23 protein-coding genes are annotated in these 25610 nt (G+C 66.8%); 14 read left to right on the top strand and 9 right to left on the bottom strand.

Features of this window, described 5'->3' with window-relative positions; genetic code table 11:
- Complete coding sequence (locus tag CAG41_RS10230) at window positions 1–1131, bottom strand: nitrilase-related carbon-nitrogen hydrolase (RefSeq protein ID WP_085637825.1); 1131 nt, start codon at window positions 1129–1131, stop codon at window positions 1–3.
- 206 nt (window positions 1132–1337) lie between these two features.
- Between CAG41_RS10230 and CAG41_RS10225 the strand changes: the two genes are divergently transcribed.
- Window positions 1338–3377, top strand: a complete 2040-nt coding sequence (locus tag CAG41_RS10225) for an FAD-dependent oxidoreductase (RefSeq protein ID WP_085630612.1) — start codon at window positions 1338–1340, stop codon at window positions 3375–3377.
- A 218-nt stretch (window positions 3378–3595) separates the two neighbouring features.
- On the top strand, window positions 3596–4519 hold the full coding sequence (locus CAG41_RS10220; RefSeq protein WP_085706960.1) for a 1-aminocyclopropane-1-carboxylate deaminase/D-cysteine desulfhydrase: 924 nt from the start codon (window positions 3596–3598) through the stop codon (window positions 4517–4519).
- A gap of 33 nt (window positions 4520–4552) precedes the next feature.
- Here the strand turns inward: CAG41_RS10220 and CAG41_RS10215 are convergent, their stop codons facing one another.
- Window positions 4553–5101 carry a cytochrome b gene (locus CAG41_RS10215; protein ID WP_085579660.1) on the bottom strand — a complete coding sequence of 183 codons (549 nt, stop codon included), beginning with the start codon at window positions 5099–5101 and terminating at the stop codon, window positions 4553–4555.
- 324 nt (window positions 5102–5425) lie between these two features.
- Between CAG41_RS10215 and CAG41_RS28270 the strand changes: the two genes are divergently transcribed.
- Window positions 5426–6055: a hypothetical protein gene (locus tag CAG41_RS28270; protein ID WP_139834965.1), complete on the top strand. Its 630-nt coding sequence runs from the start codon at window positions 5426–5428 to the stop codon at window positions 6053–6055.
- Window positions 6056–6181: 126 nt separating this feature from the next.
- On the opposite strand, the gene phnX is transcribed toward CAG41_RS28270, so the two are convergent.
- Window positions 6182–7009, bottom strand: a complete 828-nt coding sequence (phnX, locus tag CAG41_RS10200; protein ID WP_085706957.1) for a phosphonoacetaldehyde hydrolase — start codon at window positions 7007–7009, stop codon at window positions 6182–6184.
- Window positions 7010–7150: 141 nt separating this feature from the next.
- Window positions 7151–8260, bottom strand: a complete 1110-nt coding sequence (locus tag CAG41_RS10195) for a 2-aminoethylphosphonate--pyruvate transaminase (protein WP_085706956.1) — start codon at window positions 8258–8260, stop codon at window positions 7151–7153.
- A gap of 112 nt (window positions 8261–8372) precedes the next feature.
- Between CAG41_RS10195 and CAG41_RS10190 the strand changes: the two genes are divergently transcribed.
- Window positions 8373–9233, top strand: coding sequence for a LysR substrate-binding domain-containing protein (locus CAG41_RS10190; RefSeq protein ID WP_085706955.1), 861 nt, complete (start codon window positions 8373–8375; stop codon window positions 9231–9233).
- Window positions 9234–9252: 19 nt separating this feature from the next.
- On the opposite strand, the gene CAG41_RS10185 is transcribed toward CAG41_RS10190, so the two are convergent.
- Window positions 9253–10656, bottom strand: coding sequence for a type VI secretion system Vgr family protein (locus CAG41_RS10185; RefSeq protein WP_085706954.1), 1404 nt, complete (start codon window positions 10654–10656; stop codon window positions 9253–9255).
- A 221-nt stretch (window positions 10657–10877) separates the two neighbouring features.
- On the opposite strand from CAG41_RS10185, the gene CAG41_RS10180 reads away from it, so the two are divergent.
- The gene (locus tag CAG41_RS10180) at window positions 10878–11582 is read left to right on the top strand and encodes a YebC/PmpR family DNA-binding transcriptional regulator (protein ID WP_085630602.1); all 705 of its coding nucleotides are present in this window, start codon (window positions 10878–10880) and stop codon (window positions 11580–11582) included.
- Between the two features lie 111 nt (window positions 11583–11693).
- Here the strand turns inward: CAG41_RS10180 and CAG41_RS10175 are convergent, their stop codons facing one another.
- Together CAG41_RS10175 and zapE are read right to left on the bottom strand one after the other, a co-directional pair.
- On the bottom strand, window positions 11694–13007 hold the full coding sequence (locus CAG41_RS10175) for a leucine-rich repeat-containing protein kinase family protein (RefSeq protein WP_085579675.1): 1314 nt from the start codon (window positions 13005–13007) through the stop codon (window positions 11694–11696).
- 209 nt (window positions 13008–13216) lie between these two features.
- A complete protein-coding gene (gene zapE, locus CAG41_RS10170; RefSeq protein ID WP_085579677.1) occupies window positions 13217–14347 on the bottom strand; it encodes a cell division protein ZapE in 1131 nt (376 codons plus the stop codon).
- 318 nt (window positions 14348–14665) lie between these two features.
- Here zapE and CAG41_RS10165 point away from each other — a divergent pair, with 318 nt between their 5' ends.
- The 7 genes from CAG41_RS10165 (at window position 14666) to CAG41_RS10135 (ending at window position 21095) form a co-directional block, all read left to right on the top strand.
- On the top strand, window positions 14666–15160 hold the full coding sequence (locus CAG41_RS10165) for a spore coat U domain-containing protein (protein WP_256582553.1): 495 nt from the start codon (window positions 14666–14668) through the stop codon (window positions 15158–15160).
- Between the two features lie 116 nt (window positions 15161–15276).
- Window positions 15277–15810 (top strand): spore coat U domain-containing protein, encoded by a 534-nt coding sequence (locus CAG41_RS10160; RefSeq protein ID WP_085630598.1) that lies wholly within the window; start codon window positions 15277–15279, stop codon window positions 15808–15810.
- A gap of 19 nt (window positions 15811–15829) precedes the next feature.
- Window positions 15830–16366, top strand: coding sequence for a spore coat protein U domain-containing protein (locus CAG41_RS10155; protein ID WP_085579681.1), 537 nt, complete (start codon window positions 15830–15832; stop codon window positions 16364–16366).
- A 3-nt stretch (window positions 16367–16369) separates the two neighbouring features.
- Window positions 16370–16870, top strand: coding sequence for a spore coat U domain-containing protein (locus CAG41_RS10150; RefSeq protein ID WP_085579683.1), 501 nt, complete (start codon window positions 16370–16372; stop codon window positions 16868–16870).
- Between the two features lie 34 nt (window positions 16871–16904).
- On the top strand, window positions 16905–17687 hold the full coding sequence (locus tag CAG41_RS10145; protein ID WP_085579685.1) for a molecular chaperone: 783 nt from the start codon (window positions 16905–16907) through the stop codon (window positions 17685–17687).
- Window positions 17688–17769: 82 nt separating this feature from the next.
- Window positions 17770–20127, top strand: coding sequence for a fimbria/pilus outer membrane usher protein (locus CAG41_RS10140; RefSeq protein WP_085579687.1), 2358 nt, complete (start codon window positions 17770–17772; stop codon window positions 20125–20127).
- Window positions 20124–21095, top strand: coding sequence for a spore coat U domain-containing protein (locus CAG41_RS10135; RefSeq protein ID WP_085637700.1), 972 nt, complete (start codon window positions 20124–20126; stop codon window positions 21093–21095). The genes CAG41_RS10140 and CAG41_RS10135 overlap by 4 nt, the downstream gene beginning before the upstream one ends.
- Before the next feature lie 109 nt (window positions 21096–21204).
- Here the strand turns inward: CAG41_RS10135 and CAG41_RS10130 are convergent, their stop codons facing one another.
- Window positions 21205–21957, bottom strand: a complete 753-nt coding sequence (locus tag CAG41_RS10130; RefSeq protein WP_085579691.1) for an anti-sigma factor — start codon at window positions 21955–21957, stop codon at window positions 21205–21207.
- The gene (locus CAG41_RS10125; protein ID WP_085579693.1) at window positions 21954–22460 is read right to left on the bottom strand and encodes an RNA polymerase sigma factor; all 507 of its coding nucleotides are present in this window, start codon (window positions 22458–22460) and stop codon (window positions 21954–21956) included. The genes CAG41_RS10130 and CAG41_RS10125 overlap by 4 nt, the downstream gene beginning before the upstream one ends.
- A gap of 232 nt (window positions 22461–22692) precedes the next feature.
- On the opposite strand from CAG41_RS10125, the gene CAG41_RS10120 reads away from it, so the two are divergent.
- Window positions 22693–24288: an amino acid adenylation domain-containing protein gene (locus CAG41_RS10120; protein WP_085630592.1), complete on the top strand. Its 1596-nt coding sequence runs from the start codon at window positions 22693–22695 to the stop codon at window positions 24286–24288.
- Window positions 24285–25610, top strand: coding sequence for a hypothetical protein (locus tag CAG41_RS10115; protein ID WP_085579695.1), 1326 nt, complete (start codon window positions 24285–24287; stop codon window positions 25608–25610). The genes CAG41_RS10120 and CAG41_RS10115 overlap by 4 nt, the downstream gene beginning before the upstream one ends.

Genomic DNA, 25610 nt, shown 5'->3' with positions numbered 1-25610 from the left:
CTACAGCCAGAGGTTGAGCAGGCGCGCGCCGCGGGCGTCGCCGTCGGTGAATTGCTGGCCGTTGCTGCTCAGGAAACTTTGGCCGGTGGCCGGTTTGTCCCAGAACTGGCCGCGCAGGAACACGCTGATGCCGGCCGCCGCACGGCTGCCGGGCGACTGCGCGGTGAGCGTCAGGCGGTGCCAGGCCTGGCCTTCGCTGACCTCGCCGGGCTTGAGAGGCACCGAGTGCGGTGCGTCCGCCCCCTGATAGCCGCGCCAGGGCAGTTCCCAGGCGCCATGGCCGACGACGAAGGCGGGCACCGCCACCAGTTGTGCGCCTTGTTCGTCGAGCCTGCGGTAGTTGTCCGGATACCAGCTGTCGTTGCCGATCAGCACGCCGAGGCGCCCGGCGGGCGTGTCGACCACCGTGACCGGTGACGGGGCCTGCGAGGGTCCGGTTTCGCTCTGCTCGAAGATCGGGCGCATCTGCCGCTGCGGTTGGCCGATCGGCGCGCCGTCGCGGCCGAACACCACGCTGCTGTTGAACAGCGCGCCGCCGCCGGCCTTGAGCTGGCCGTCGATGACGCTGGGTTCCGGCAGCACGATCGAGCCGGCCACCAGGGTGACGCGGAACTCCTTGGCCAGGCCGCCGAACAGGGCCTGGTAGTCCCGGGCCATGGCCCGGGACTTCATGCGCAGGTGGGCGTCGTCCAGCCGGCTGTCGCCCCGGGCGCTGAGCCAGGCGCGGGCGAACTGCAAGGGGTTGCTCGCCGCCAGCCAGTTCATGGCTTCGGGGAGGGTGGCGGCCTGGTACAGCTCGTCTTTCTCGCCGCTGATCATCAGCCAGGTGCCGACGTGCTCGGGCAGCACCACCACAGTTTTCTCGTTGAGCAGGCCTTGGTCCTGGGCCTGTTGCAGATAGGCGGCGAGCTTGCGGTGCAGGCGCTCGGTGCTTTGGTAGTCGGTGGGGAACAGCTCCGGCTGGATCCCCAGCAGGTTGCCCCGGTCGGCGGGGGTGCCCTGGTCGACCGCCAGCCGGATGCGCAGGTCCGACAGGTAATGGCCCATCGGGCGGTCGGCGGTCCACATCGCGTACCAGGCAAGGGCGGCGATGATGACCATGGAAAAAGTCAGGTACAGAAGTTTGCGCATGAAGACCAACGACAGCCGGGTGCAGGGTGTGCGACTAGGGTAGGGCCCGCGCCGGTGCTTGCCAAGGGCCGCTGCGCATTTGGATCAATAACTTGTCAGTTACGGTCATTGAGTGACAGGGATGCGACTCTTAGTCTGTCGAACATGACTGACGGGGGACGCAGAGCTCCCGCACTTTTCCGTGAACGCTCGCTGTGGAGTTACCGATGACCGCCGCTCACTACCCGCACCTGCTGGCCCCGCTGGACCTGGGATTCACCACGTTGCGCAACCGCACCCTCATGGGCTCGATGCACACCGGGCTTGAAGAGAAGCCGGGCGGTTTCGAGCGCATGGCGGCCTATTTCGCCGAGCGTGCCCGTGGCGGCGTGGGCCTGATGGTCACCGGCGGCATCGGCCCGAACGACGAGGGCGGCGTGTACTCCGGCGCGGCCAAGCTGACCACCGAAGAAGAGGCGCTCAAGCACCGCATCGTCACCCGTGCCGTGCACGAGGCGGGCGGCAAGATCTGCATGCAGATCCTCCATGCCGGCCGTTACGCCTACAGCCCCAAGCAGGTCGCGCCGAGCGCGATCCAGGCGCCGATCAACCCGTTCAAGCCCAAAGAGCTGGACGAGGAAGGCATCGAGAAGCAGATCCGCGACTTTGTCACCTGCTCGGTGCTGGCCCAGACCGCCGAATACGACGGCGTGGAAATCATGGGTTCCGAAGGCTACTTCATCAACCAGTTCCTGGCGGCCCACACCAATCACCGCACCGACCGCTGGGGCGGCAGCTACGAGAACCGCATGCGCCTGCCGGTGGAGATCGTGCGCCGGGTGCGTGAGGCGGTCGGCCCGAACTTCATCATCATTTTCCGCCTGTCGATGCTCGACCTGGTCGAGGGCGGCAGCACCTGGGAAGAGATCGTCCAACTGGCCAAGGCCATCGAGCAGGCCGGTGCGACCATCATCAACACCGGTATCGGCTGGCACGAAGCGCGGATCCCGACCATCGCCACCAAGGTGCCGCGCGCCGCGTTCAGCAAGGTCACGGCCAAGCTGCGCGGGTCGGTGAGCATTCCGCTGATCACCACCAACCGCATCAACACCCCGGAAGTCGCCGAGCAGATCCTCGCCGAGGGCGATGCCGACATGGTGTCGATGGCCCGTCCGTTCCTGGCCGACCCCGACTTCGTCAACAAGGCCGCCGAAGGCCGTGCCGACGAGATCAACACCTGCATCGGCTGCAACCAGGCGTGCCTGGACCACACCTTCGGCGGCAAGCTCACCAGTTGCCTGGTCAACCCGCGCGCCTGCCACGAAACCGAGCTCAACTATGTGCCGGTGCGGCAGGTCAAGAAGATCGCCGTGGTCGGCGCAGGGCCTGCCGGGCTGTCGGCCGCCACGGTGGCCGCCGAGCGCGGGCATCAGGTGACGCTGTTCGATTCGGCCAGCGAGATCGGCGGCCAGTTCAACGTCGCCAAGCGCGTGCCGGGCAAAGAAGAATTCTACGAGACCCTGCGCTACTTCAAGCGCAAGCTGCAGACCACGCATGTCGAGCTGTGCCTGAACACCCGCGTCGATGTGGCGCAACTGGTGGACGGCGGCTACGACGAGATCATCCTGGCCACCGGCATTGCGCCGCGGGTGCCGGCGATCCCGGGCGTCGAGAACGGCAAGGTGCTGAGCTACCTGGATGTGCTGCTGGAGCGCAAGCCGGTCGGCAAGCGCGTCGCGGTGATCGGCGCCGGCGGCATCGGTTTCGACGTGTCGGAATTCCTGGTGCACGAAGGCGTGGCCACCAGCCAGGACCGTGCCGCGTTCTGGAAGGAGTGGGGCATCGATGCGCACCTGGAGGCCCGCGGCGGCGTGGCCGGGATCAAGGCCGCGCCCCATGCGCCGGCCCGTGAGGTGTTCCTGCTGCAACGCAAGAAATCCAAGGTCGGCGACGGCCTGGGCAAGACCACCGGCTGGATTCACCGCACCGGTCTGAAGAACAAGCAGGTGCAGATGCTCAATAGCGTCGAGTACCTGAAGATCGACGACGAAGGCCTGCACATCCGCATCGGCGAGACCGGCGAGCCACAGGTGCTGGCGGTGGACAACGTGGTGATCTGCGCGGGCCAGGATCCGCTGCGCGAGCTGCACGACGGTCTGGTCGAGGCGGGGCAGAGCGTGCACCTGATCGGCGGCGCCGATGTGGCGGCTGAGCTGGACGCCAAGCGGGCGATCAACCAGGGTTCGCGCCTGGCGGCCGAGATCTGACCGACGCGGCGCTGGCCTTGTGGGAGCGAGCCTGCTCGCGATAGCGGTCTGAGGGTCAGCGCAAAGGTTGACCGGACTGACGCCATCGCCAGCAGGCTGGCTCCCACAGGGATTGGGGTTGAATGCAGCCGCTGTGTTCACCTCAAGGCCATGTGGGCGCGCGGCAGGACCGTGACAGTTGCTTTAAGATGCCGGCTCTTTCTCCGGAACCGGCACCGATGTTTCTTCCCCCCTCCCACTGGCTCGCCCAGGCCCCGCTCCAAAGGCTGCAGCTCGACTGGCTCGCCCGCGCCGGCATCGAGGCGGCGATCCTGCGCCTGGACCGCATCGACCCGCTGATCAGCGGCAACAAGTGGTTCAAGCTCATCGAACACCTCAAGGCCGCCGACCGGGCCGGTGCCGAAGGCATCATCAGCCTCGGCGGTGCCCACTCCAATCATCTGCATGCCTTGGCCGCTGCGGGCAAGCGCCTGGGGTTCGCCACGGTCGGCCTGTTGCGCGGGCATCCGCAGGACACGCCCACCGTGACCGATCTGAAGGCCTTCGGCATGCAACTGCACTGGCTCGGCTATGGCGGTTACCGGGCGCGGCATGAGCCGGGGTTCTGGGCGCCATGGCGGGCGCAGTATCCGACGCTGCAGGCGGTGCCGGAGGGCGGCGGAGGGCTGGCGGGCGCGCGGGGCTGCGCAGCGTTGAAGGAACAGGTGGACGCGCAGCTCGGCGCGCTCGGTTGGGACGGCTTCGACGGGTGGTGGCTGGCCTGCGGCACCGGCACTACCCTGGCCGGGCTGGTGCTGGCCGAGGCGGGTGCCCGACCGGTGCACGGCGCGCTGGCGGTACCGGACGATCACGGCGTGGCGCCGCAGGTCGAGGCGATCGTCCGCGAGGCCGGGCTGGACAGTCCGCTCTACGCGTTGATCGACGCCAGCCGCGGCGGGTTCGCCAAGGTCGATGCGGCCTTGCTGGCGTTCATCGAACGCACGGAGCGGGCCTGCGGCGTTCCGCTGGAACCGCTGTACACCGGCAAGGCGTTGTTCGCGCTTGAACAGTCCGTTGAGGCCGGCCGGTTTCCCGCCGGCGCGCGGCTGGTGTTCGTGCATACTGGCGGATTGCAGGGGCGCAGGGGATTCGCGGTGCGCTGAGCGCTTTCGAACGAAGCAATCGCCCGGCGGCGATCACCCGCGCTTGGGCATCATCCGCAGCAGCGTGTTGTCGCCCACCACGTAGTGGTGATAAAGCCCCGCCAGCGCATGCACCCCGATCAGCCCGTAGCCGATGTTGCCGATCAGCACATGCCAGTGCTCCACCTGTTTGGCGAACGTCTTGTCTTCATGCACCAGCAGCGGCAGGTCGAAACCGTAGAACATCACTTGATGGCCCTCGGCGCTGGTGATCAGCCAGCCGAGGATCGGCATGGCGATCATGAACAGGTACAGCAACCAGTGCATCAGCCGGGCGAGGGCGGTCTGCCATTGCGGCGACGCGGGAAAGATCTTCGGTGCCGGGCCCAGGCTGCGGGCCAGCAGGCGGAACCACACCAGCACGAACACGGTGAGGCCGAGCATGTAGTGCACTTCGCGGATCAGCGTGCGGCCGCCGCTGCCCTTGGGAAAGAAACCGCGCAATTCCATGCTGGCGTACACCAGCACCAACAGCGCGAGCATCAACCAGTGCAACAGGACTGACACAGTGCTGTAGCGTGATTCGGAACTTGTCCAGGGCATACCTTGTTTCCTCACGGTCAGGGCCAACGCGCGCCGTTTTCTGTGACGGCATGCCTTAACTGTAATCGCGTCGGCGTGGTTTCGCCTGAGATTGTTTAAGGTTTTTGTCATAAGCCCGGCAGGAGGAAGTGTCAGTTGTAGGGGGCAGTTATATTAGGATGATGTTGGATGTAACAGGTTGTTGGTCATGTTTTGTATATGGGGAGATTTGAACGATGCCGGCCAAGCGATTAAGTTGTGCTCAGTCGTCGGTGCAAGTTGTTTGGCACTGATTGGATTGACGCCAGCGTAGGCGCCATTAATCAAATAAAGGGATTTTTTAAAATGACTGTCAGTATCTTTCTCGATAAGAAACAAAAGGAACTTCTGCATAAAAGAGCGATGGCCAAGCCACCGCTGTCGCGGCCCAAGCCGACGGGCTCTGCACCCAAGCCCCCAGTGACGTCGCCCACCAAGCCGGTGGTCAAGCCGCCTGTGCCCCCGACGAAGCCGCCGGTCAAACCCACCCCCGTGAAACCCGCCCCCGTCAAGCCGGCGCCGCCGGTCAAGCCTCCCGCCAAACCTACGGCGCCGGTCAAGCCTGGGGCACCGGGCGGCAAGCCGCCAGTGGCGCCGGTCAATGCCAGGCCACCGATGCCGTGGCCGACACTGAATGTCAATGTGGATCCGGTGGCCGTGATCAATTTGATCAACGCCCTTGGCAGCCGGAAAAACCAAGATGGCTCGGTGACGCTGACCGACGGCAGTGTGGTCAACGCGCAACAGAGTGCAGTGACTCGTCCGGACGGGATCGTTCAGTACGCGGACGGACGGGTCGAGTATCCTGACGGACGAATCGTCTGGCCGGACGATACGGTTGAATATCCCGATGGACGCATTGTCTGGGCTGATGGAACAGAGCAACTTGCCGATGGCTCCATCAAATATCCGGAGGGTCTTGGTTATGACGGCTGAGGCAACTTGCTGGTTTGATTGAACCTCTCTTTAGAGTGACTCGAAATCACAAGATACTTGGCTTTAAACCAACTAACGAGCACCGCCTGATGTAAGTTTCGGGTGGTGCTTCTTGCTTTTTGAGGCTTATTGGCCCTGCGGCATCTCGCCTTTGGCCAGGCGCCGGTTGATGTCGGCGATCACCGGGGGCAGGTCGTTGATGGTGTCGATCAGGTAGTGCGGGCGCGAACCCTCGAACAGGGCGTGGATGCGCTTGCGTTCGCTGGCGAGCGTCTGGCTGTCCAGGGCGTGGAAGCCTGCGTAGTCCAGCCCCAGCGCGTTGCCGGAGCAGGTCAGCGCCACGGTCCACATCCCGGCGCGGCGGCCCTCGAGGATGCCCGGCACGGTGTCGTCGATCTTCACGCAGGCGGCGACGTCCTCGATGCCCAGCGCGATCACGTTGGCCAGGGCCTGTGCCGGCCAAGGACGGCCGTTGGGCACTTCGTCGGTGGCCACCACGTGGTCGGCGACGTAGCCGTTGGCGGCGGCCAGGGCCGCGACCTTGTCCATCACCTGCTTCGGATAGCCGGAGCAGGAGCCGATCCGGATCCCTTGCCCGCGCAAGTGGGCGATGGTGTCCAGCGCGCCGGGGATCAGCGCCGAGTGTTCGGCGATCTTCTCGATCTGCAACGGCATGAAGCGGTTGTAGATGGCGGTCACGTCGTCGTCGGTCGGGACGCGGCCGAACGCTTTGCGATAGCGCTCGGCGACCTGCGGCAGGTCGCACAGGGTGCGGATGTGATCCCACTTGCCCATGCCCATCGGCCCGCGGGCCTCTTCGATGGAGACCTGGACGTCGAACTCGGCGAAGGCCTCGACGAAGATCTGGGTGGGGGCGAAGGAGCCGAAGTCGACCACGGTGCCGGCCCAGTCGAGGATGGCGGCTTGCAGGCGGGTTGGGGCGGTGTAGTTCATGATGGGAATCCTGTGCTGGCGTTGCGATTCAAAGGTAGGCGCGGAACCGCTCGCGATGGGGCCGGGTCAGTCGGCACCGACGGCGGATGTCGGGCCGCCATCGCGAGCAGGCTCGCGCCTGCAGGGGAGGTGGGGTGAGGGTCAGATGTCGAAGACTTCCATTTCGCGCAGCGCCTCGCCCACGGCGGCGACGGCCTCGCGCATCTGCGCCGGGGTGACATGGCCGATGCAGCCGACGCGGAACGTCTCGACCTGGGTCAGCTTGCCGGGATAGAGGATGAAGCCCTTGGCCTTGACCCGTTCATAGAACGCCTGGAACCGGTAGCGCGGATCCTTCGGCGCGTGGAAGGTGGCGATGACCGGGGCCTGGATCGCGGCGGGCAGGAAACTGCGCAGGCCCAGCCCGGCCATCCCGTCCAGCAGCGCCCGGCAGTTGGCGGCGTAACGCGCATGGCGCGCCGGCAGACCGCCTTCTTCGTTGTATTGCAGCAGCGCTTCGTGCAGCGCCGCGACCACATGGGTCGGCGGGGTGAAGCGCCACTGGCCGGTTTTCATCCTGTAAGCGTGCTGGTCGGCCAGATCCATCGCCAGAGAGTGGGAATTGCCGGCGGCAGCGCTCAGGGATTCCTTGCGGACGAACACAAAACCCATGCCCGGCACGCCCTCCAGGCATTTGCCGGAGGCGGCGATCAGTGCGTCGAACGGCACCTGCTGCGCGTCCACCGGCAGGGCGCCGAACGAACTCATGGCATCGACGATCAGGCGTTTGCCGTGGCGGTGCACGACGTCGGCGATGTCCGCGAGCGGGTTGAGGATGCCGGTGCTGGTTTCGCAGTGGATCAGCGCCACGTGGGTGATGGCGCTGTCGGCGCGCAGCAGGCGGTCGACATCGGCGGCGGTGGTCGGTTCGTCTTCGGCGGTTTCGAAGGTGCTGAACGGGCGGCCGAGGACTTCGCAGATCTTCGCCAGACGCTTGCCGTAGGCGCCGTTGATCAGCACCAGCACTTTGCCGTCGCGGGGCACCAGCGTGCCGATGGCGGCTTCGACGGCGAACGTGCCGCTGCCTTGCAGGGGCACGCAGTGATGCGTGTCGGCACCGTTGACGATCGCCAGCAACTGTTCGCAGAGGCTGGCGGTCAGCCGGTTGAAGCCTTCGTCCCACGAACCCCAGTCCACCAGCAGGGCCTGGCGGGTGCGGGCCGAAGTGGTCAACGGGCCTGGGGTGAGCAGGATCGGGGCGGCGGTACTCATGGGGTGTCCTCGCGCGGGTGCTGTGGGCTGAAGCTACGGGGCATACGTTGCAATTCGGCGGCCCATCAATCAAATTGTTTGTTGTTATGCCAGTCATCAGCGAGGGTTATCCATGAACCTGTTCCAGCTCCGGGCCTTCGACGCTGTGGCCCGGGAAGGCAGTTTCACCCGGGCCGCCGCACGGCTGTTCATCAGTCAGCCGGCGGTCACCGGGCACATCAAGGCGCTGGAGGAGCACTACCAGATCACCCTGTTGCGCCGCACTGCGCGGCGGGTCGAACTGACCGAAGAGGGTACCCGGCTGGCGGCGATCACCCGGGCCATGTTCAGCCTCGCCGAGGAGGCCCAGGTGATGCTCGAAGCCAACCGCCAGTTGCTCACCGGCCGGCTGGAAGTGGCGGCGGACGGCCCGCACCTGGTCATGCCGATGCTGGCCAGGCTGCGGGAGCGGTATCCGGGGATCACGGTGAACCTGCGCTTGGGCAACGCGCAGGAAACCCTGGCCGCGTTGCTGTCCGAGCATGCCGACGTGGCGGTGCTGACCGAGGTCGAACCGCGCAAGGGCCTGCATTTGCAGGCGTTGAGCGAGTCGCGGATCTGTGCGCTGGTGCCGGCGGGGCACCCTTGGTCGGTGCGTTCGGGCGCCGTGACGCTCAAGGAGTTGGATCAGGTCATCATGGTGCTGCGGGAGCCGGGCTCGATCACCCGGCGCACTTTCGACGGCGCGTGCGCGCAGGCCTCGGTTCAGCCGCGGGTGCTGCTGGAACTGGACAGCCGCGAAGCGGTGACCGAGGCGGTGGCGGCGAACCTGGGCGTCGGCGTGGTCTCGTCGGTGGAGGTCAGCCATGACCCGCGGGTGGTGGCGCTGCCGCTGGCCGGGGACGGGCTGGAGAACCGGCACATGATCGGCTGCCTGGAGCGGCGGCGGGAACTGCGTCTGATCCAGGCGTTTCTGGCGCTCGCGCCGGCCTGAGAGAAAGCGTCGGCACCGTTCAAGAAGGCGCCGCGCGGTTGAGCAGCCAATCCAGCAGCAATCCGTCGGCCGGTGCAGGCGTGACGCAAGGCGCAGGCCGGGTGTGGCAGGCGTCCAGAAACACAATCGGCCGGTCCGGGTCGCTGTCCAGGAAACTCACCCAAACCAGGCTGCCGGCGCAGGGCAAATGTTCGCAGGCAATCTGGCCCGCGGCCGTGGCCGAAGCGATCGCCAGCCACAGGACGCCGGGTTCGGCGCCGTGGCATTGCTCAGGCCACAGGTGCACGGCCATGCACCCCTGTTCGTCCAGCTGCGCAGGCGCTCCGGGCGCACCGACGACTTGCGCCGGCTGAAACCCCGGGATACGGGGGCGGGGCCGGGTCTGGGGCGGGCGGTATTCGGTCGACCAGGGTTGCGCGGTGAAATCGTTGCGGTAATGACGGGGGAGCGACGCCGGTTGCAGGATCGACGGCTGCCGGCCTTGGTGGCGCAGTTCCGTGATGAGCCACTGTTCGTTGAAGGTGCTCATCGGGTGATCCGCCACCAGTAGCAGATGGCCGCTGCGCAGTTCGGTCGCATCGCTTTGGCCCTGGATGCAGCGGTTTGCGCAACGTTGGCGCTGCAGATGTCGACGGCTGCGTTGATCGGCATGGAGGGCCTCGGCAGACCGAGTGCCCGGCGCTGTCGGCAGGGGCGGCACCGTATGGTTGGCGGCTGCACCGTCTGAATTGCCGTGCCCCCGTTCGAGAACAGTGGGCGGCATGGGCGGGCAGACCGCGTCATGGCGTTGGAACAGAACGCGGATGGCAGAAGGGGGCGCACCGGCCTGTGCGCCGAACGCAACGGTCGCCGGCGCCGGCGGCAGGCTCAGGCTGTCGTCGGCGAACACGGCGACATGGCCGTCGCACCGGTGTTCGAAGTGAAAGTGAATGCCTTCTTCCTCGCACAGGCGCTGCAACAGCGCCAGGTCGGTCTCCTCGTACTGGATGCAGAACGGGCGAGGCGGGTACTGCCCCACCGTCATTTCCAGGCGGTAACCGGCGGCCGGCAGGCGATGCTCGGCCAACAGCCGCTCGATGATCGCCGGCACGCTTTGGTTCACGAAGACCCGACGGCGGGCCGCCTGGTCGAGCCGTTGCAGGTGCGGCACCAGCACCAGCCGATAACCGGTCTGATGGACGGCCCGGTGTTCGCAGCCGACGCTGTGTATCGTGCCATGGATGCCGTGGTGGTCATTGAGCCTCAGAAAGGCCGGCTGGTGCAGCAGGGCGTCGGGCGCCAGGGCCGATGTCACGCCGATGGCTTCCACCTCGAAGCGGTAGGGTTGGTTCAGCGCTTCCCGGCCGCTGAACCGCAAGACCGGCAGCGTCAGGGCGCCATCGGCCAATGTCAGGGTGAAGGGACTTTCCTTGTCGTTGTGCATGGGCGGCGATTCTGTCGAACGGTACGGGCGTGAAAGGGTACGAAACCGTGGTGCTGAATGGACATGGCAAACCGGCTTTTCCGAATCGCCCTACAAGCAGTGGTGAAGATGTCGATTCCGCCGATGGATTTTTTGGTCGATTGCCGACTTTAGGCCGTATAAACTTGGCCCCCTGCGTCGGCCAATAGATGTCTCGGCGCCACAGATCAAGAGAGTGAGTAATGGGCGCACAGTGGAAGGTTAAACACAAAGAAGCGGCAGCCAACGCCAAGGGCAAGATCTTCGGCAAACTGGTGAAGGAAATCACCATCGCTGCCCGCAACGGTGCCGATACCGCCACCAACGCACACCTGCGTCTGGTGGTCGAACAGGCCAAGAAAGCCTCGATGCCCAAGGAAACCCTGGACCGCGCCATCAAGAAAGGCGCAGGCCTGCTGGGCGAGACCGTGCAGTACCACCGCGTGACCTACGAAGGTTTCGCCCCGCACCAGGTGCCGCTGATCGTCGAGTGCGTCACCGACAACGTCAACCGCACCGTCGCGGAAATCCGCGTGGCCTTCCGCAAGGGTCAACTGGGCGCTTCCGGTTCGGTGTCGTGGGACTTCAACCATGTCGGCATGATCGAAGCGTCGCCGGACACCCCGGACGCCGATCCGGAAATGGCCGCCATCGAGGCCGGTGCCCAGGATTTCGAGCCGGGTGAAGAGGGCGCGACCCTGTTCCTGACCGATCCGACCGACCTCGACGCCGTGCAGAAAGCCCTGCCGGAGCAAGGCTTCACCGTGCTGTCGGCCAAGCTGGGCTACCAGCCGAAGAACCCGGTCAGCGGCCTGAGCGCCGAGCAGATGGCCGAAGTCGAAGCGTTCCTGGAAGGCCTCGACAACCACGACGACGTGCAGGACATGTTCGTCGGCCTGGCCGGCTGATCAGCCTGTGGCGCGGGAGCTTGCTCCCGCTCGACTGCGCAGCGGTCGCCTCTTTCCGGGACGGCCTCGCCGTCCGACGGGAGCAAGCGCCCTCGCCACACGATCGAGTGTTCACAGCTTGTCGAGCAGCGCCGTCACTTCGCTGAAGCCTGGCCGCGACAGCACGTCCGGCTGGCAGCAGCGCTGCTCCAGCACCTGAAGCGCCGCGCGCCGTTCATCGCTCAACCCCGAGTCGATCCGCTCCAGCAATTCACCCAGCAAGATCCCGAACGCACGCACTTCGATGCGTTGCAGCGCGCGGGTCTCCAGGTTGTCCTCGGTGGCATGGAACGACGCCGCACCGAAGTCCCCCAGCAGGCAATCGCCCTGACCGTTCAACAGAATGTTGTGCCCGTAGAGGTCGCCATGGGTGATGCCGTGCCCGTGCAGATGCTCGGCCACCGATGCGATGCCGCGGGCGACCCGCAGGGCGGCATCGGCATGGAATCGGCAGTCGTCGGCATACACGTCCCGCGAGCAGGACGCCAGGCTCGGCAAGGCGGCCAGGTTGCGGTAGTGCGGATCGATCAGTTGCATCACCAGCCCTTGCGCACCTTCCGGATGGTGGCCGATACGCCCTTCGACGCGGATCAGGTTCGGGTGTCGGCCGGCGGTGATGCAGGCGTTCATCTCATGCAGCGGCGAGCCGTCGCTGGTCATTTCCCCTTTGTAGAGCTTGACCGCCACCGGCGTGTCCGACTGACCGTCACGTTGCCAGAGCGCCCGTGAGATGACCCCTGAAGCGCCTTCGCCGAGCTTGTGCTCAAGGCGCAGCGCCGACCAGTCGATCACCGGCGTTGCGTCGAGCGCGGCCGAGTCCGCCTCGGTCTCCAGCGGATTGCCGGCGTAGGCCAGCCAGGTCAGGGCCGGCAGGGTCAGCAGCCATTGCGGCAGTTCGGTGAAGCGGTTGGCGGCGATGCGAATCAGCTCCAGCCGATGGCAGGCCTGCATGCTTGACGGCAGTCGGGTGAGGCGGTTGCCGGCCAGCAACAGTTTCTGCAGCGCGGGCCGCTCGCCCAGCTCGTCCGGCAGGGTCTCGATGCGGTTGTCGGTGAGGATCAGCCAGCGCAGGTTCGGCGGCAGCGCCGCGCCCGGCACATGGGTGATGCGGTTGGCCTTGAAGCCGACCATCGACAGGGTGTCGCAGCGGCCGACGCAGGCCGGCAGCTCGGTGAAGCGGTTGTCGGAGCAGAACAGGATCCGCAGGCGGTGCAGGCGGTGCAGGTCGTCCGGCAGGCTGCTCAAGGCATTGCCGCTGAGGTTGAGCACCTCCAGGCTGTCCGCCAGCTCGAAGATCTCGCGGGGAAATTCGGTCAGGCCTTCGCAAAGGTCCAGCCGGGTGATGCCCGACAACTCGCCGGCGCGCAATTGAGCAAGGGTGTGCATGAACAGTTCCGCTTTGAGAGGGAAGGCGCGCGGGGCACCGGAAATGGGCGACATGATAACGGCAGATCGGAACCGGCGCAGTGTTGTGGCTCATGAAGCTTCCCTGTGGGAGCCAGCCTGCTGGCGATGGCGACCTGTCTGGCGCATCGATGCCGAACTTGTCGCCGTTTTCGCGGGCAAGTCCGCTCATGCAAGGGAACCTGCTCCGCTCAGGCGGGATCGTGCACTTCCGACAGCTGCCCCAGCCGGCTGCGGGTGCGGGCCAGGTCGGTGGCGTGGCCGCCGAGGCTTTCGCGCAGGGGCAGGCTTCCCAGCAGCGTCAGGTGCTTGTCCTGGTCGTAGAGCACGTCGATCAGGTTGATGAAGCGCTGCTGGGCTGCGATGGAGCATTCGCCCAGCTCCGGCAGGTCGTCGATGATCCAGTGGTCGAAGCGCCGGCACAGCTCCAGGTAGTCCATGACCGCCGTGGGCTGTTCGCACAGGTCGCTGAAGGTGAAGCCGACGCGGCGCCGGTCCAGCAGCCAGGCCCGGACGTGCCGGCTGCCCACCGCCAATGGCTGCGGCTTGGCGTCGCGCGGCGGCAGGCCCAGGCGTTCGCGCTGCGCCGGGGTCGCCGGCCAGACGTAATGGCCTTGGGTGAATATCTGATGCGCGTGCTGACGGGCCTGGCTGCGGTAATCATGGGGGCCGCCGACTTCCATGACCTGCATGCGCGCGTTGATCAGATCGATCACCGGCTTGAACCGGGCGTGGTACAGCGGGTTGGGCAGCAAGCCTTCGGGCGGGTAGTTGGACGTCACCAGCAGCACGGTGCCGCGTTCGAACAGGGCCTTGAACAAACGGGCGATAAGCATCGCATCGCCGATGTCGTGCACATGGAATTCGTCGAAGCACACCACCCGGCAACCGTGCAGCAGGTCGTCCAGGGTGGCGGCCAGGGCGTCGTCCTGCGCGCGGTGGCTGAACATGCCTTGATGCAGTTGCGCGAAGAATTCATGGAAGTGCAGGCGCCGCTTGCGTTCGGTCGGCAGCGCCTGGAAGAAACCGTCGAGCAGCCAGCTCTTGCCGCGCCCCACGGCGCCGTGGAGGTACAGGCTGGGCGGGGTCTGCGCGGTCGCGCCGAGCAACAGGCCCGCTTGCCGCGCCATGCAGTCGATGACCCGCTGCTGGCTGTGGCTGAGGGTATAGCCCTGGCCGTGGGCCTTGTGCCGGAAGTAGTCGCGGATCGCCTGGGCACCGGCGCAATGGCCGGCACCGGCCGGGGCACCCTTGCCGAACAAGCGGCGCAGCGCCGACCAGCGATGGGTCAGGCGCGGGCGTTCGGGCGGTTGGGCGGACACTGTGGGGGCTCTCCGTGGTCAGGCCGGCTCCCCGAGCTCGGCGGCGTAGTGTAACCAGACGGGTAGTTTGCCTTCCACCACGGTTCATCGGCGCAACGCCGATGTTGGACAGCATCTTGCGGCGGGTACAGGTTTTCATAGCGGCAACTGTCGACCGTTCGCCAATCTTTCGAAACAAATCCCGTCAGAACGCTGGATCCAATCGACTGGCGGAATCGTCGTCCATTGCTAACCTTCAACACAGTTGCGACGCACAGGTCGCGTACAGGGATCAGGGCCGTGAAGGCAGCACTGAAGACGGCATGGAAAACGATCGCGTTGTGGGCACTGGCGGCGCCGCTGCCAGCCGCCGACCTGCAGGTCGAGGTGCGGGTCGACGTGCAGCGCGGTTGCCGCCTGATCGGCCAGCCACGCGAGGCAGGCATCGGCCAAGCGGGTGTGCTGGACTTCGGCAGCACCGCACGCCTGGACGATCCGGCGGGGCCGCTGGGGGCTGCGCTCGCCGACCGGCGATTGCCGCGGCTGGAATGCAACCCGGACACGCCGTACCAGATCCGCATCGACGGGGGGCTCCATGGCGGCGTCGGCGACGTGCGCTACCTGGCAGGGACATCGGGCGGCAAACCCATCCCTTATCGCCTGTACCGGGATGCCGCACGGCAAGTGCCGCTGGGTGTGAACGTGCCGCTCGGCGGGCGGGTGCCGGACAGCGGCACGGTGGAGCTTCCGCTGTATGCGCGGATAGAACGGCTGGCGGAGGTGCCGCGGGTCAGTCGCTATTCGGATCTGATCAAGGTGACGGTCACCTGGTAGGCGACGGTCCGCAGCAGGACAACCGGTAAAGGGCCCGACGGATTCGGGTGCGAAGGGAAGGGCGCTCAAGGTCGGGCGCGGTGATGAAACCACCTGAAGGAGTAGGGACGCACGCGATGACAAGCAAGCACTGGCTGATGGTGGCCGCAGGCGGGTTGCTGTGGCTCGCCGAGGATGCGCAGGCGGTGGTCAGCGGGCAGATCCATGCGCGGCTGACCCTGATCGCCGGCTGCGAGGTGACCAACGCCGCGAGCCCCGGCAGCCCCGCCGACGGTTTCGGCTCGCTGGACTTCGGCCGGCAGGGGCCGACCTGGGACGCCCCGCTCAAGGCCAGCATCGACCAGCAGGGCAGCGGTCGGCTCAATGTCGCCTGCAACCCCTCGGTGACCGGCTTCACCGTGACCATCGACGGCGGTGCCCACGGCGACGGCAATACCCGGCGCTTGAGCAACGGCCGTCAGACCATTCCCTATCAACTGTTCCTCGATGCCTCGGGCCACCAGAGCTACAGCATCGGCCAACAACACAATTTCGCTGTCACCAGCGGTGCGCAGATACCCATCCCGGTGTTTGGCTCGGTGGTGGCGAACACCCGTGCGCTGCCTGCCGGTGTCTATACCGACACCCTGACGGTGACGCTCGACTGGTAAACCGTAGAGGAAGGACACCATGCGTACGTTTGCATCAAGGATAGGCCTGTCGCTGCTCGGCCTGACGCTGGCCTCCAGCGCCGGCGCCGCCACCACGGTCACCGGTCAGATCACCTCCAGCCTGATCCTGATCAGCAGCTGCCAGGTGAACGGCTCGGGCGGTTCGTCCGGCCTGAACTTCGGCGCCCTGAACTTCGGCACCAGCAACAGCCTGTTCACCACCGCCACCGGGCAGGTGCTGGGCGGCGGGGGCGGTGCGTTGTCGATCCTCTGTTCGGCCGGCACCACGCCGGTGGTCAAGGTGCGGGCCGGCGCCCACGACGGGCAGTCCGCCGGGGGAACGCGGGCGCTGTACGACGGCGTCGCCAACTACGTGCCCTACGACCTGTACACCGACGCGGGGCATTCGCAGTTGCTGGCCATCGACGGCACCATCAACCTCGCCGCCAGCACTGGCGTGGCCCAGACCGTGAACATCTACGGTCAGGCGGTGGGCAAGGCCGGACTGCCGGCGGGCACCTACACCGACACCATTTCCGTCGAACTGACGTTCTAGCCCATGGGCCGGCAGGGCTGGACGGCACTGCTCCTGCTCTGCGGGTGCGGCGTGCCGTTGCCGTTGGCGGCGGTGACCAGCCAGAGCTTCCAGGTCAGCGCCACGGTGACGCCGGGCTGCCTGGTGGTGGGCGGCGTGTCGAACTACGGCGCCTTGAATTTCGGTTCGAGTTCGGCCCTGGCCACCGGCACGGTGCAGGTGGCGCTGACGGGGGGCGTGCAGTTGCAGTGCACGCCGGGGGTGGCGCTGAACATGACCGTCGACGGTGGGCTGTACAGCAGCGGCGGGCGCAACCTGCAGCTCAACAGCGGCAGTGCGCGGGTGGCCTACTCGCTGTTTCGCGATGCCGCCTACAGCCAGAGCCTGGGCATCGGTCAGAGCGTGGCGGTGACCTACAGCGACGCGAACAACATCAGCCTGCCGATCTACGGACGGGTGCAATTGCCGGGCAATCAGCCTGGGGGGACTTACAGCGACGTGCTGCAGGTGCAGCTGTCGTGGTGACACGGCGTTCGGACGGCCGACAAGGAGCAGTCACATGGGGGCATTCACGTCACGGCATCGGTTTTGGGTGATGCCGCTGCTGGCATTGGCCGCGGCGCTCAAGGCGCAGGCCGCCAGTTCGGTGCTGATCTGGCCCATCGACCCGGTGCTGGAGGCCGATCAGCAGGCCAGCGCGCTGTGGCTGGAAAACCGCGGCAATGAAACCGCCAACCTGCAGATCCGCGTGTTCGGCTGGAGCCAGAGCGGGTTCGAGGAGCAGTACCGCAACCAGCGCGAAGTGATCGGCAGCCCGCCGGTGGCGAAGATCGAACCGGGGCAGAAGCAACTGGTGCGCCTGACCCGCACCCAGGACGTCCCGCCCGGTCAGGAGCTGGCGTACCGGATCATCATCGACGAAATCCCGTCGGCCTTGCCGCCCGCTGCCGAAGACGGCAAGACCGCGGCGGCGATCCGCTTTCAGATGCGTTACTCGGTGCCGCTGTTCGCCTACGGCGCCGGATTGTGGAGCAAGGAGGACAGCACGCGCCAGCGTGACCCCAAGGGCATCGGCGTGCCGCAGTTGAGCTGGCGCACGGTGGCGGTGGACGGCCGGCCTTTCGTGGAGGTGCGCAACCAGGGAGCGGTGCATGCGCGGTTGACCGATGTGGCGTTGCGTCAGGGCGGGCAAAGCAGGCCCTTGGCCGAAGGGCTGTTGGGCTATGTGTTGCCCGGTGCCGTGATGCGCTGGCCGGCACCGGTGCCGCCGGGAGGGGAGGCGGCGTTGCAGGTGCGCGTCAATGGTGCGACGCAGGTGCAGAGCATCGCCCCGACGCGGTAGCGGGCCGGTGGGGTGAGTGAAATCCGTTACGGGATGTGGCGGTATCAGGAGGAACCAGTCCATTGATGGACGTGAAGCGCGAATGAGTCCGGGATGGGCTCGACGTATCCTGCGTCCGTTGTGGCTCATGACCGGCGCGTGTTGCCTGGTGTTCGTTGATCTGGCCGGGGCCGGCGAACTGCCGCCGCCTCCCAGCGGCATGGAGGCCGTGAGCGATGCGCAGCTGTTTCTGGACCTGGTGGTGAACCGGATGAACACCGGACGGGTGGTGGCGGTCGAGCAGCGCGGCGGGCGTTTGTACGTGCCGGTCGCGACGCTGCGCGAGACCGGCATGAACCTGCCGCAAGGGCTGGGCACCGAGGTCGACCTCGACGGCTTGCCGGGGCTGCACAGCGAATACGACAGCGCCGGCCAGCGGTTGCTGCTCGACGTGCCGCCGGACTGGCTGCCGGAGCAATTCGTGGGCAACCGCCAAGCCTACCCGCGCACCCCGGCGCTGAGCAGTTTCGGGGCGCTGTTCAACTACGACCTGTACCTCAACGACACTGACGACGCCGGCACTTACCTGGCGGCGTGGAACGAAGTGCGGGTGTTCGACAGTTGGGGCACGTTGTCCAACACCGGGCAGTACCGGCGCACGCTGTCGGGCGATGCGGTGGGTTCCCTGGACAACGGTTACCTGCGCTACGACACCGCCTGGCGCTATTCCGACGACGACCGGATGCTGACCTACGAAGCCGGCGACGTGGTCAGCGGCGCGTTGCCCTGGAGCAGTTCCGTGCGCCTGGGCGGCGTTCAGTTCTCCAGGGATTTCGCCGTGCGCCCGGACCTGGTGACCTACCCGCTGCCGCAGTTCGCCGGCGAGGCGGCGGTGCCGTCCTCGGTGGACCTGTTCATCAACGGCTACAAATCCAGCAGCGCCGACCTGCAGCCGGGGCCGTACACCCTGACCAACATTCCGTTCATCAACGGTGCGGGCGAGGCGGTGGTGGTGACCACCGATGCCCTGGGCCGGCAGGTCTCGACCACCGTGCCGTTCTATGTCACCAGCAGCCTGCTGCAGAAGGGCCTCAGTGATTTCTCGGTGTCCGCCGGCACCTTGCGCCGTGATTACGGCCTGAAGGATTTCAGCTACGGGCCGGGCGTGACCTCGGGCAGCCTGCGGTATGGCGTCAGTGACGCGTTCACCCTGGAAAGCCATGCCGAAGCCGCCGAGGCGCTGACGCTGGGCGGCGTCGGCGGCAACCTTCGGCTGGGCAACTTCGGGGTGCTCAACACGGCGGTCAGCCAAAGCCGGTTCGACGGCGACACCGGCCAGCAATTGAGCGTGGGCTACCAGTACAGCAGCCAGCGCTACAGCTTTTCCTGGCAACGGCTGCAACGCCGCGACCGGTACGCCGACCTGAGCGTGATCGACACCCCTTACGCCAGCCTGAGCCGGCGCAGCGAACAGGCGACCCTGAGCGTCAACCTGGAGCGCTGGGGCAGCCTCGGCGCCGGGTATTTCGACATCCGCGCGGCGGACGACACACGTACCCGGTTGCTCAACCTGACGTGGAGCAAGCCGCTGTGGCGCAACAGCAGTTTCTATCTGTCGGCCAACCGCGAGATCGGCGACAGCAACTGGGCGGTGCAGGCGCAATTGGTGATCCCGTTCGACCTGTACGGCAGCCTGGCGGTCAGCAGCGAGCGCAGCAAGACCGGGCAGTCGCAGCAACGGGTCAACTTCAGCCGCGCGGTGCCGATCGAGGGCGGCGTGGGCTTCAACCTCGGCTACGCCAGGGGCGACGGCGCCGATTACCGGCAGGCGGATCTGACCTGGCGCCTGCAGTCGGTGCAGTTGCAGGCCGGGGTCTACGGCACGTCCGAGGCCGAGACCCGCTGGGCCGATGCCAGCGGGTCGCTGGTGTGGATGGACCACCAGGTGTTCGCCGCCAACCGCATCGACGATGCGTTCGTGGTGGTCAGCACCGACGGTTTCGCCGACATTCCGGTGCGCTACGAAAATCAGCAGGTCGGCCGCACCGACCGCAACGGCCACCTGCTGGTGCCGTGGAGCAGCGCCTACTACCGCGGCAAGTACGAAATCGACCCGTTGAACCTGCCGGCCAACGTGCGCAGCCCGAATGTCGAGCAGCGCATCGCCGTACGCCGGGGCAGCGGCTATCTGCTGGAGTTCCCGCTGAGCCGGGTGGTCGCCGCGAGCGTCGTGCTGGTGGACGCGCAGCAGCGCGAGCTGCCGCTGGGCAGCGGCGTGCTGCATGAGCAGAGCGGCGCCCGCACGGTGGTCGGCTGGGACGGGCTGGTGTACCTGGAGAACCTGTCGGCGGAGAACTCGCTGCACGTGACGCTGGCGGGCGGCAAGACCTGCAAGGCGCAGTTCGGCGTGGACGTGAACCAGGATCAGGTGCCGCTGATCGGCCCGCTGGTGTGCCAATGAGCGGCGCGCGGATCTGCCTGTGGCTGGCGCTGATGCTGCCGGGCGTGGCCCACGCGTTGTGTTCGGTGGTCAGCACCGTCCCGGTGGCGTTCGGCACGGTCAGTTCGATTTCCGTGCGCACCACGTCGCAGCCGGGCTCGACCTTGAACGCCGGCCTGAGTTGCACCGGTTCGCTGCTGTCGCTGCTGGCCAGCAACGATCATTTCTGGGCAACGGTCACCTCGACCCAGAGCGGCCTGCTCGGACCCACCGGCGATGTCATCGGCTACACAATCTACGCCAACAACAGCACCAGTTACCCGTTGACCCGCGGCACTGCCTACGACTTCGCCCGCAACGGCATCATCGATGCCCTCGGCCTGCTCAACGGCACGACGCCCAAGACCGTGCCGCTGTATTTCGGCACGACGATCGGCAGCAACGTCGCGGCGGGGACGTACAGCGAGACCCTGAGCATCTTCTGGAGCTGGAACTACTGCTCCGGCATCGGCATCGGCGGCCTCTGCCTGGGGCGCGACATCGCCAGCGGCACCACCACGCTGACGGTGAACATGACCGTGGCCAACGACTGCACCATCACCGCGCCGAACATCGCCTTCGGCAGCGCGCCGGTGGTCAGCGCCTTTGCCCCGGTGACCGGGCAGACCATCAACCTGGCCTGCACCAAGGGCAGCGCCTACACCGTGGGCCTGAGCGACGGGCAGAACCCGGTCAGCGCCGGCGGGCGGCGGCGGATGGTCTCAGGCGGCAACTACCTGGCCTACGACATCTTCAAGAGCGCCGGCACCACCCGCTGGGGCAGCGTCGGTGCCGCCCGTCGGGCCAGCAGCGACGCCGAGGTCAATCCCGGCAACGGGCTGGGCACCGGCAGCCAGGTCTTCAACTACAACGCCAAGGTCTACACCGACCAGACCACGCCGCCGGCCGGGACGTACCTGGACAATGTGGTGCTGGATGTGGGGTTCTGAATCGGGGGGATTTTGCGGGCGTCGGCCGGCGATGGGGCAGGTGCCGGGGTGTCGGGCTCATCGCCAGCAGGCTGGCGATGGCGTCGGTGAAGGCGCCGCCAGGATACGTTCAGAAGGGCAGCGACTGCTTGAGCAACGGCGCCCCCGGTGTGTCGGTCGGGCTGACCATCGCGTAGTTGTAGCCGTCGCCGGACCAATAGTCCGCGCGCAGCTCGCCGTCGCTGCGGCTGCCACGGGGCAGGAACGTGTTTTTCGGGCCCGGCGGGCGCAGGTAGAAACTGACCTTGTGACCGCTGGCGTCCTCGTACATCACCATCGCCGCAGGACCCTCGTCGGTACTGAGCAAGCGGCCGCTGACCGGCCGGAAACCGGCCGCCGACAGATCCGGCAAACGGCTGGCGCGGGCGAAGTAACGGTCGAGCCACTCCTGCATGCTCCTGTCGCCGGCCACGGTGTAGTCCGCCGGCAGCAGGCCTTGCTGGGCGATGAGGCGATAGGCCTGCAAGGCGTCGGTCATGGGCGCGGGGACGTGCACCAGGGTCATTTGCCGGGCCTGCCAGCCGCCGAAGCCGCCTACACCCACAGCGAGCATCAAGACGGCGGCACTGGCCCAGCGGCGCTGGGCGTTGCGCTTGAGCCGCTGGCGGACGGCCAACGGGTCGAGCTGCGCATTGGCCGGTTGCTGCAGCGCGCCGCTCAGGGCCGCCCGCAGGTGCTGGGCATCCGTTTGCCAGGCGCGCACTTGTGCGGCTTCGTCCGGGTGGCTGGCGAGCCAGGTTTCCAGCTGTTGCCGGTCGGCGTCGCTGAGCTGGCGGTCGACATAGGCGTGAAGGTCACGCTCGCTGGGGGGCAGACTGATCATTTGAGTATCCGCAGGGAAGGGCTGCTGATTTCGCCGTCGCTGAGCTGGCGCAAGGCCTGGCGGGCGCGGGACAGGCGGGACATCACGGTGCCGATGGGGACGTCGAGGACTTCGGCGGCCTCCTTGTAGCTCAAGCCCTCCACCGACACCATCAGCAGCAGGGCGCGCTGCTCGGCGGGCAGGCGGTCGAAGGCCTGCAGGGTGGAGCGGGCGATCACCGTGCGCTCCACCGAAGGTTCGGCGTCGTCGCGGCCGGTGAAGAATTCGAGCATGCGGGCATAGCGCCGCGAACGCCGGTGGGCATCGAGAAACTGACGGTAGAGGATCGCGAACAGCCAGGCGCGCAGGTCGCCGTCCGGGCGCTTGTCCCGCCAGCCCGACAGGGCCCGCTCCAGGCTGGCCTGCACCAGGTCGTCGGCGCTGGCGGCTTCATGCGTCAGCGAGACGGCAAAGCGCCGCAATCGGGGGAGCAGTTCGCGCAGCTGTTCGTCGAATGTGTTCATGGAGGGTGCAAGCTCTAGGCCGGAGGCGGCATCGACAGGAAGACGCCGCCCGGGGCCCGTTATTCCATTCCTGTGAAGGATGTTTTTACCAGCTTTGTAGGACAGTTCATCGCGTTTTGTCATCCCTGTAATTGCCCAACGTTTTCCCGCTCAACCCGTTGGAACCGCGCATTCAGGCCAGTCATGCCTGATGCGCCCGGACAACCTGTTGAGTCAGAAGGGGACGTTATACATGCAAACTCTCGCGATGAGCGGTCAGTCGGAATCCCGGTGCGGGCCTGTGGCGAATGCCGACCATGACCGGTGGCGGCGATTCGGCCAAGGCCCGACCGTCACGCCCGACTTTTTCCTGATCCACCGCGCCATCGAAGCGCAGGCGGCGAACCAGCCGGAAGGCATCGCCGCCCGTCATCTCGGGCAGACCGTGACCTACGGCGAGCTGAACCGCCAGGCCAATCGTCTGGCGGCGCACCTGAAGGCGCAGGGTGTGGCGGCCGGGGATCATGTCGCCCTGTTCGTCGAGCGTTCCATTCCCATGCTGGTCGGGATGCTGGCGGTGCTGAAAGTGGGGGCCGCCTACGTCCCGCAGCACGTCGGCATCACACCGGCTGCGCAGCTGAGCCACATCCTGTCGGTCGCTTCGATCCGTGTGGTGCTGACGCTGTCGTCGCTGAGCCAGGCGATCCCGCTGACCGGCGAACATCGTTGCATCGAACTGGACACCTTCATGGCGACGCCGGGAGGGGCGGGCGATGACGACAACCCGACGGGCAACGACGTCTCGGCGCAGGCGCTGTGCTTCGTGCTGTTCACCTCCGGCACCACCGGCGTGCCCAACGGCGTGCGCGTCACCCACCGCAACGTCTGCAACATTCTGTTGACCGCTCCCGGCAACCTCGGCCTGCGCCCGGGGCTCAAGGTGGGGCAGATCCTGAACATCGCCTTCGACATGGCGGCCTGGGAGACCCTGGGTTGCCTGGCCCACGGCGCCACCTTGCTGATCCGCGGCAAGGACATCGCCGAAACGGCCGAACAATGCGATGTGCTGATCGCGACGCCGTCGATCCTGGCCCGTCTCGACCCGGCGCGCTGCACGCGGATGCGGGTGGTGGCCCTGGCCGGTGAGCCGTGCCCGCGTCCCCTGGCGGACCGTTGGGCCTCGTTCTGCACCTTTTACAACGCGTGCGGGCCTACCGAGACCACGATCATCAACACCCTGCAGCATTACCGGGGCGAAGGCGCACTGACGATCGGCAAGCCGACGCCGAACAACACAGTGTATGTGCTGAACGAGTCGGGCGAACTGTGCGGGCCGGGCGAAGCGGGCGAAATGTGGGCCGGCGGCGATTGCGTGACGGCCGGCTACCTCGGCAACCCTGAGCTTTCGGCCGAACGCTATCGGCTCGATCCGTTCCTCGGAGGGGGCCGGCTGATGTTCCGCACCCGTGACCTGGGCCGCTGGACGGAGGATGGCGAACTGGAACACCTCGGGCGCGTCGATGACCAGGTCAAGGTGCGCGGGTTTCGGGTGGAGCTCGATGCGGTGTCCGCGGTCCTGGAGTCGTCGGCGGGCTGTGAGCGCGCGGTCACGCTGAAGCTCGACGACCGGAGCCTGGTGGCCTTCGTCTCGCCGGCCGGCACGGACATCGACGCCGCACGGCGACGCTGCGAGGAGCGGCTGGCCTATTACTGCGTCCCGTCCCTGATCCTGGCGCTGGACGACATTCCGCTGACCTCCAGGGGCAAGGCCGACAAGCGTCTGTTGCTGGAACGGGCGCAGGTGCATTTGGCGCAGGGTGCAGGCTCCGGGCAGGAGGTGTCGGCATGAAGGGGCTGGATCCGGGCCTCCCGGCGCGGCGCCCGCTTTGGCGCCGCCTGGGAACGCTGCCGCTGTTCTCCCACTACAACCGTTTGTTCGCGATGGTGATCGCGGGCAATTGCATGGCGCTGGCGTACGGATTGACGGGTGGGCAGTGGTGGTCGCCGACGGGCATCGCCTTGCAGACGCTGGTGAACCTGGTGGTGGTCAACCTGTCGTTGGCGGTGCTGATCCGCCAGCAGTACCTCATCAACCTGTTGTTCTGGCTGGCGACGCGCGTGCCGACGACGTGGCCGTTGGCGGTGCGCCGCTCGCTGGCCAAGGTCTACCATTTCGGGGGGCTGCACAGCGGCGCGGCGGTGGCGGCAATCGGCTGGTTCGCCGCGTTCTTCGGTTCGCTGGCCTGGCGCAGTAGCGCGGGCGACGGGGTTTCGCTCACGTTGCTGGGGATCAGCGGTACGCTGCTCGGGCTGCTGGCGCTGATCGCGGTGCTGGCGTTGCCGCGGATTCGCTCGCGCTATCACAACGGCTTCGAACGGATGCACCGGTTCGGCGGGTGGACGGCGCTCGGGTTGTTCTGGGCGATGACGCTGGCGTTCGCAGCCGACCGGCATCCGGCCGATCCGCTGGCGCAGGTGCTTGTCGGGTCGCCTCCGTTCTGGGCGCTGCTGGTGGTCACGTGCAGCATCGCGTTGCCGTGGCTGCGCCTGCGCAGAGTCCCGGTGACATGGGTCAGGCCCTCCTCGCATGCGGTGATTGCCCGGTTCACCCATCACACACCGTTCACCGGCTCTTCCATTGCGATCAGCCGTCACCCGCTGTGGGAATGGCACGCCTTCGCCAACATTCCCGCGCCGGGAGAAAACGGCTTTCGCCTGATCATTTCCCGGGCGGGCGACTGGACCGGCTCCTTCATCGAACAGCCGCCGTCCCACGTCTGGGTCAAAGGCATCACCACGGCGGGCGTGGCCCGCATCGAAACACTGTTCAAGTCGGTGGTGTACATCGCCACCGGCAGCGGCATCGGCCCGGTCCTGCCTCACCTGTTGGCCGGACAGGTGCCGGCGCGCCTGGTCTGGTCGGCGCGCAGCCCGAGGGCCACCTACGGCGATGCGCTGGTGGACGAGATTCTCGAAGCTCAGCCCGAGGCACTGATTTGGGATACCCGGGAGTCGGGAAAACCGGATCTGGTGGCTTTGGCGTACGCGGCCGTCCGTTCCTTCGGTGCGGAGGCGGTGATCTGCATCTCCAACCAGCACTTGACCGAGTTGGTGGTCGAGGAGATGGAAGCGCGGGGCATTCCGGCCTACGGCGCGATCTGGGATTCCTGA

The sequence above is a fragment of the Pseudomonas sp. B35(2017) genome (assembly GCF_002113645.1).
In the GTDB taxonomy this organism is placed as follows: Bacteria; Pseudomonadota; Gammaproteobacteria; order Pseudomonadales; family Pseudomonadaceae; genus Aquipseudomonas; species Aquipseudomonas ekonensis.
The sequence above is the reverse complement of the archived record's forward strand: the minus strand, read 5'-3'. Positions and strand labels throughout refer to the sequence as shown.

What these genes read in the sequence shown, in the direction of transcription:
- CAG41_RS10175 (WP_085579675.1), bottom strand. Translation starts at nt 13,007, where the DNA reads ATGCACACCCTTGCTCAATTGCGCGCCGGCGAGTTGTCGGGCATCACC.
- CAG41_RS10115 (WP_085579695.1), top strand. Translation starts at nt 24,285, where the DNA reads ATGAAGGGGCTGGATCCGGGCCTCCCGGCGCGGCGCCCGCTTTGGCGC.
- CAG41_RS10160 (WP_085630598.1), top strand. Translation starts at nt 15,277, where the DNA reads ATGACAAGCAAGCACTGGCTGATGGTGGCCGCAGGCGGGTTGCTGTGG.
- CAG41_RS10145 (WP_085579685.1), top strand. Translation starts at nt 16,905, where the DNA reads ATGGGGGCATTCACGTCACGGCATCGGTTTTGGGTGATGCCGCTGCTG.
- CAG41_RS10230 (WP_085637825.1), bottom strand. Translation starts at nt 1,131, where the DNA reads ATGCGCAAACTTCTGTACCTGACTTTTTCCATGGTCATCATCGCCGCC.
- CAG41_RS10195 (WP_085706956.1), bottom strand. Translation starts at nt 8,260, where the DNA reads ATGAGTACCGCCGCCCCGATCCTGCTCACCCCAGGCCCGTTGACCACT.
- CAG41_RS10220 (WP_085706960.1), top strand. Translation starts at nt 3,596, where the DNA reads ATGTTTCTTCCCCCCTCCCACTGGCTCGCCCAGGCCCCGCTCCAAAGG.
- CAG41_RS28270 (WP_139834965.1), top strand. Translation starts at nt 5,426, where the DNA reads ATGACTGTCAGTATCTTTCTCGATAAGAAACAAAAGGAACTTCTGCAT.
- CAG41_RS10135 (WP_085637700.1), top strand. Translation starts at nt 20,124, where the DNA reads ATGAGCGGCGCGCGGATCTGCCTGTGGCTGGCGCTGATGCTGCCGGGC.
- CAG41_RS10140 (WP_085579687.1), top strand. Translation starts at nt 17,770, where the DNA reads ATGAGTCCGGGATGGGCTCGACGTATCCTGCGTCCGTTGTGGCTCATG.
- CAG41_RS10225 (WP_085630612.1), top strand. Translation starts at nt 1,338, where the DNA reads ATGACCGCCGCTCACTACCCGCACCTGCTGGCCCCGCTGGACCTGGGA.
- phnX (WP_085706957.1), bottom strand. Translation starts at nt 7,009, where the DNA reads ATGAACTACACCGCCCCAACCCGCCTGCAAGCCGCCATCCTCGACTGG.
- CAG41_RS10120 (WP_085630592.1), top strand. Translation starts at nt 22,693, where the DNA reads ATGCAAACTCTCGCGATGAGCGGTCAGTCGGAATCCCGGTGCGGGCCT.
- CAG41_RS10125 (WP_085579693.1), bottom strand. Translation starts at nt 22,460, where the DNA reads ATGAACACATTCGACGAACAGCTGCGCGAACTGCTCCCCCGATTGCGG.
- CAG41_RS10185 (WP_085706954.1), bottom strand. Translation starts at nt 10,656, where the DNA reads ATGCACAACGACAAGGAAAGTCCCTTCACCCTGACATTGGCCGATGGC.
- CAG41_RS10150 (WP_085579683.1), top strand. Translation starts at nt 16,370, where the DNA reads ATGGGCCGGCAGGGCTGGACGGCACTGCTCCTGCTCTGCGGGTGCGGC.
- CAG41_RS10180 (WP_085630602.1), top strand. Translation starts at nt 10,878, where the DNA reads ATGGGCGCACAGTGGAAGGTTAAACACAAAGAAGCGGCAGCCAACGCC.
- CAG41_RS10155 (WP_085579681.1), top strand. Translation starts at nt 15,830, where the DNA reads ATGCGTACGTTTGCATCAAGGATAGGCCTGTCGCTGCTCGGCCTGACG.
- CAG41_RS10130 (WP_085579691.1), bottom strand. Translation starts at nt 21,957, where the DNA reads ATGATCAGTCTGCCCCCCAGCGAGCGTGACCTTCACGCCTATGTCGAC.
- CAG41_RS10215 (WP_085579660.1), bottom strand. Translation starts at nt 5,101, where the DNA reads ATGCCCTGGACAAGTTCCGAATCACGCTACAGCACTGTGTCAGTCCTG.
- CAG41_RS10190 (WP_085706955.1), top strand. Translation starts at nt 8,373, where the DNA reads ATGAACCTGTTCCAGCTCCGGGCCTTCGACGCTGTGGCCCGGGAAGGC.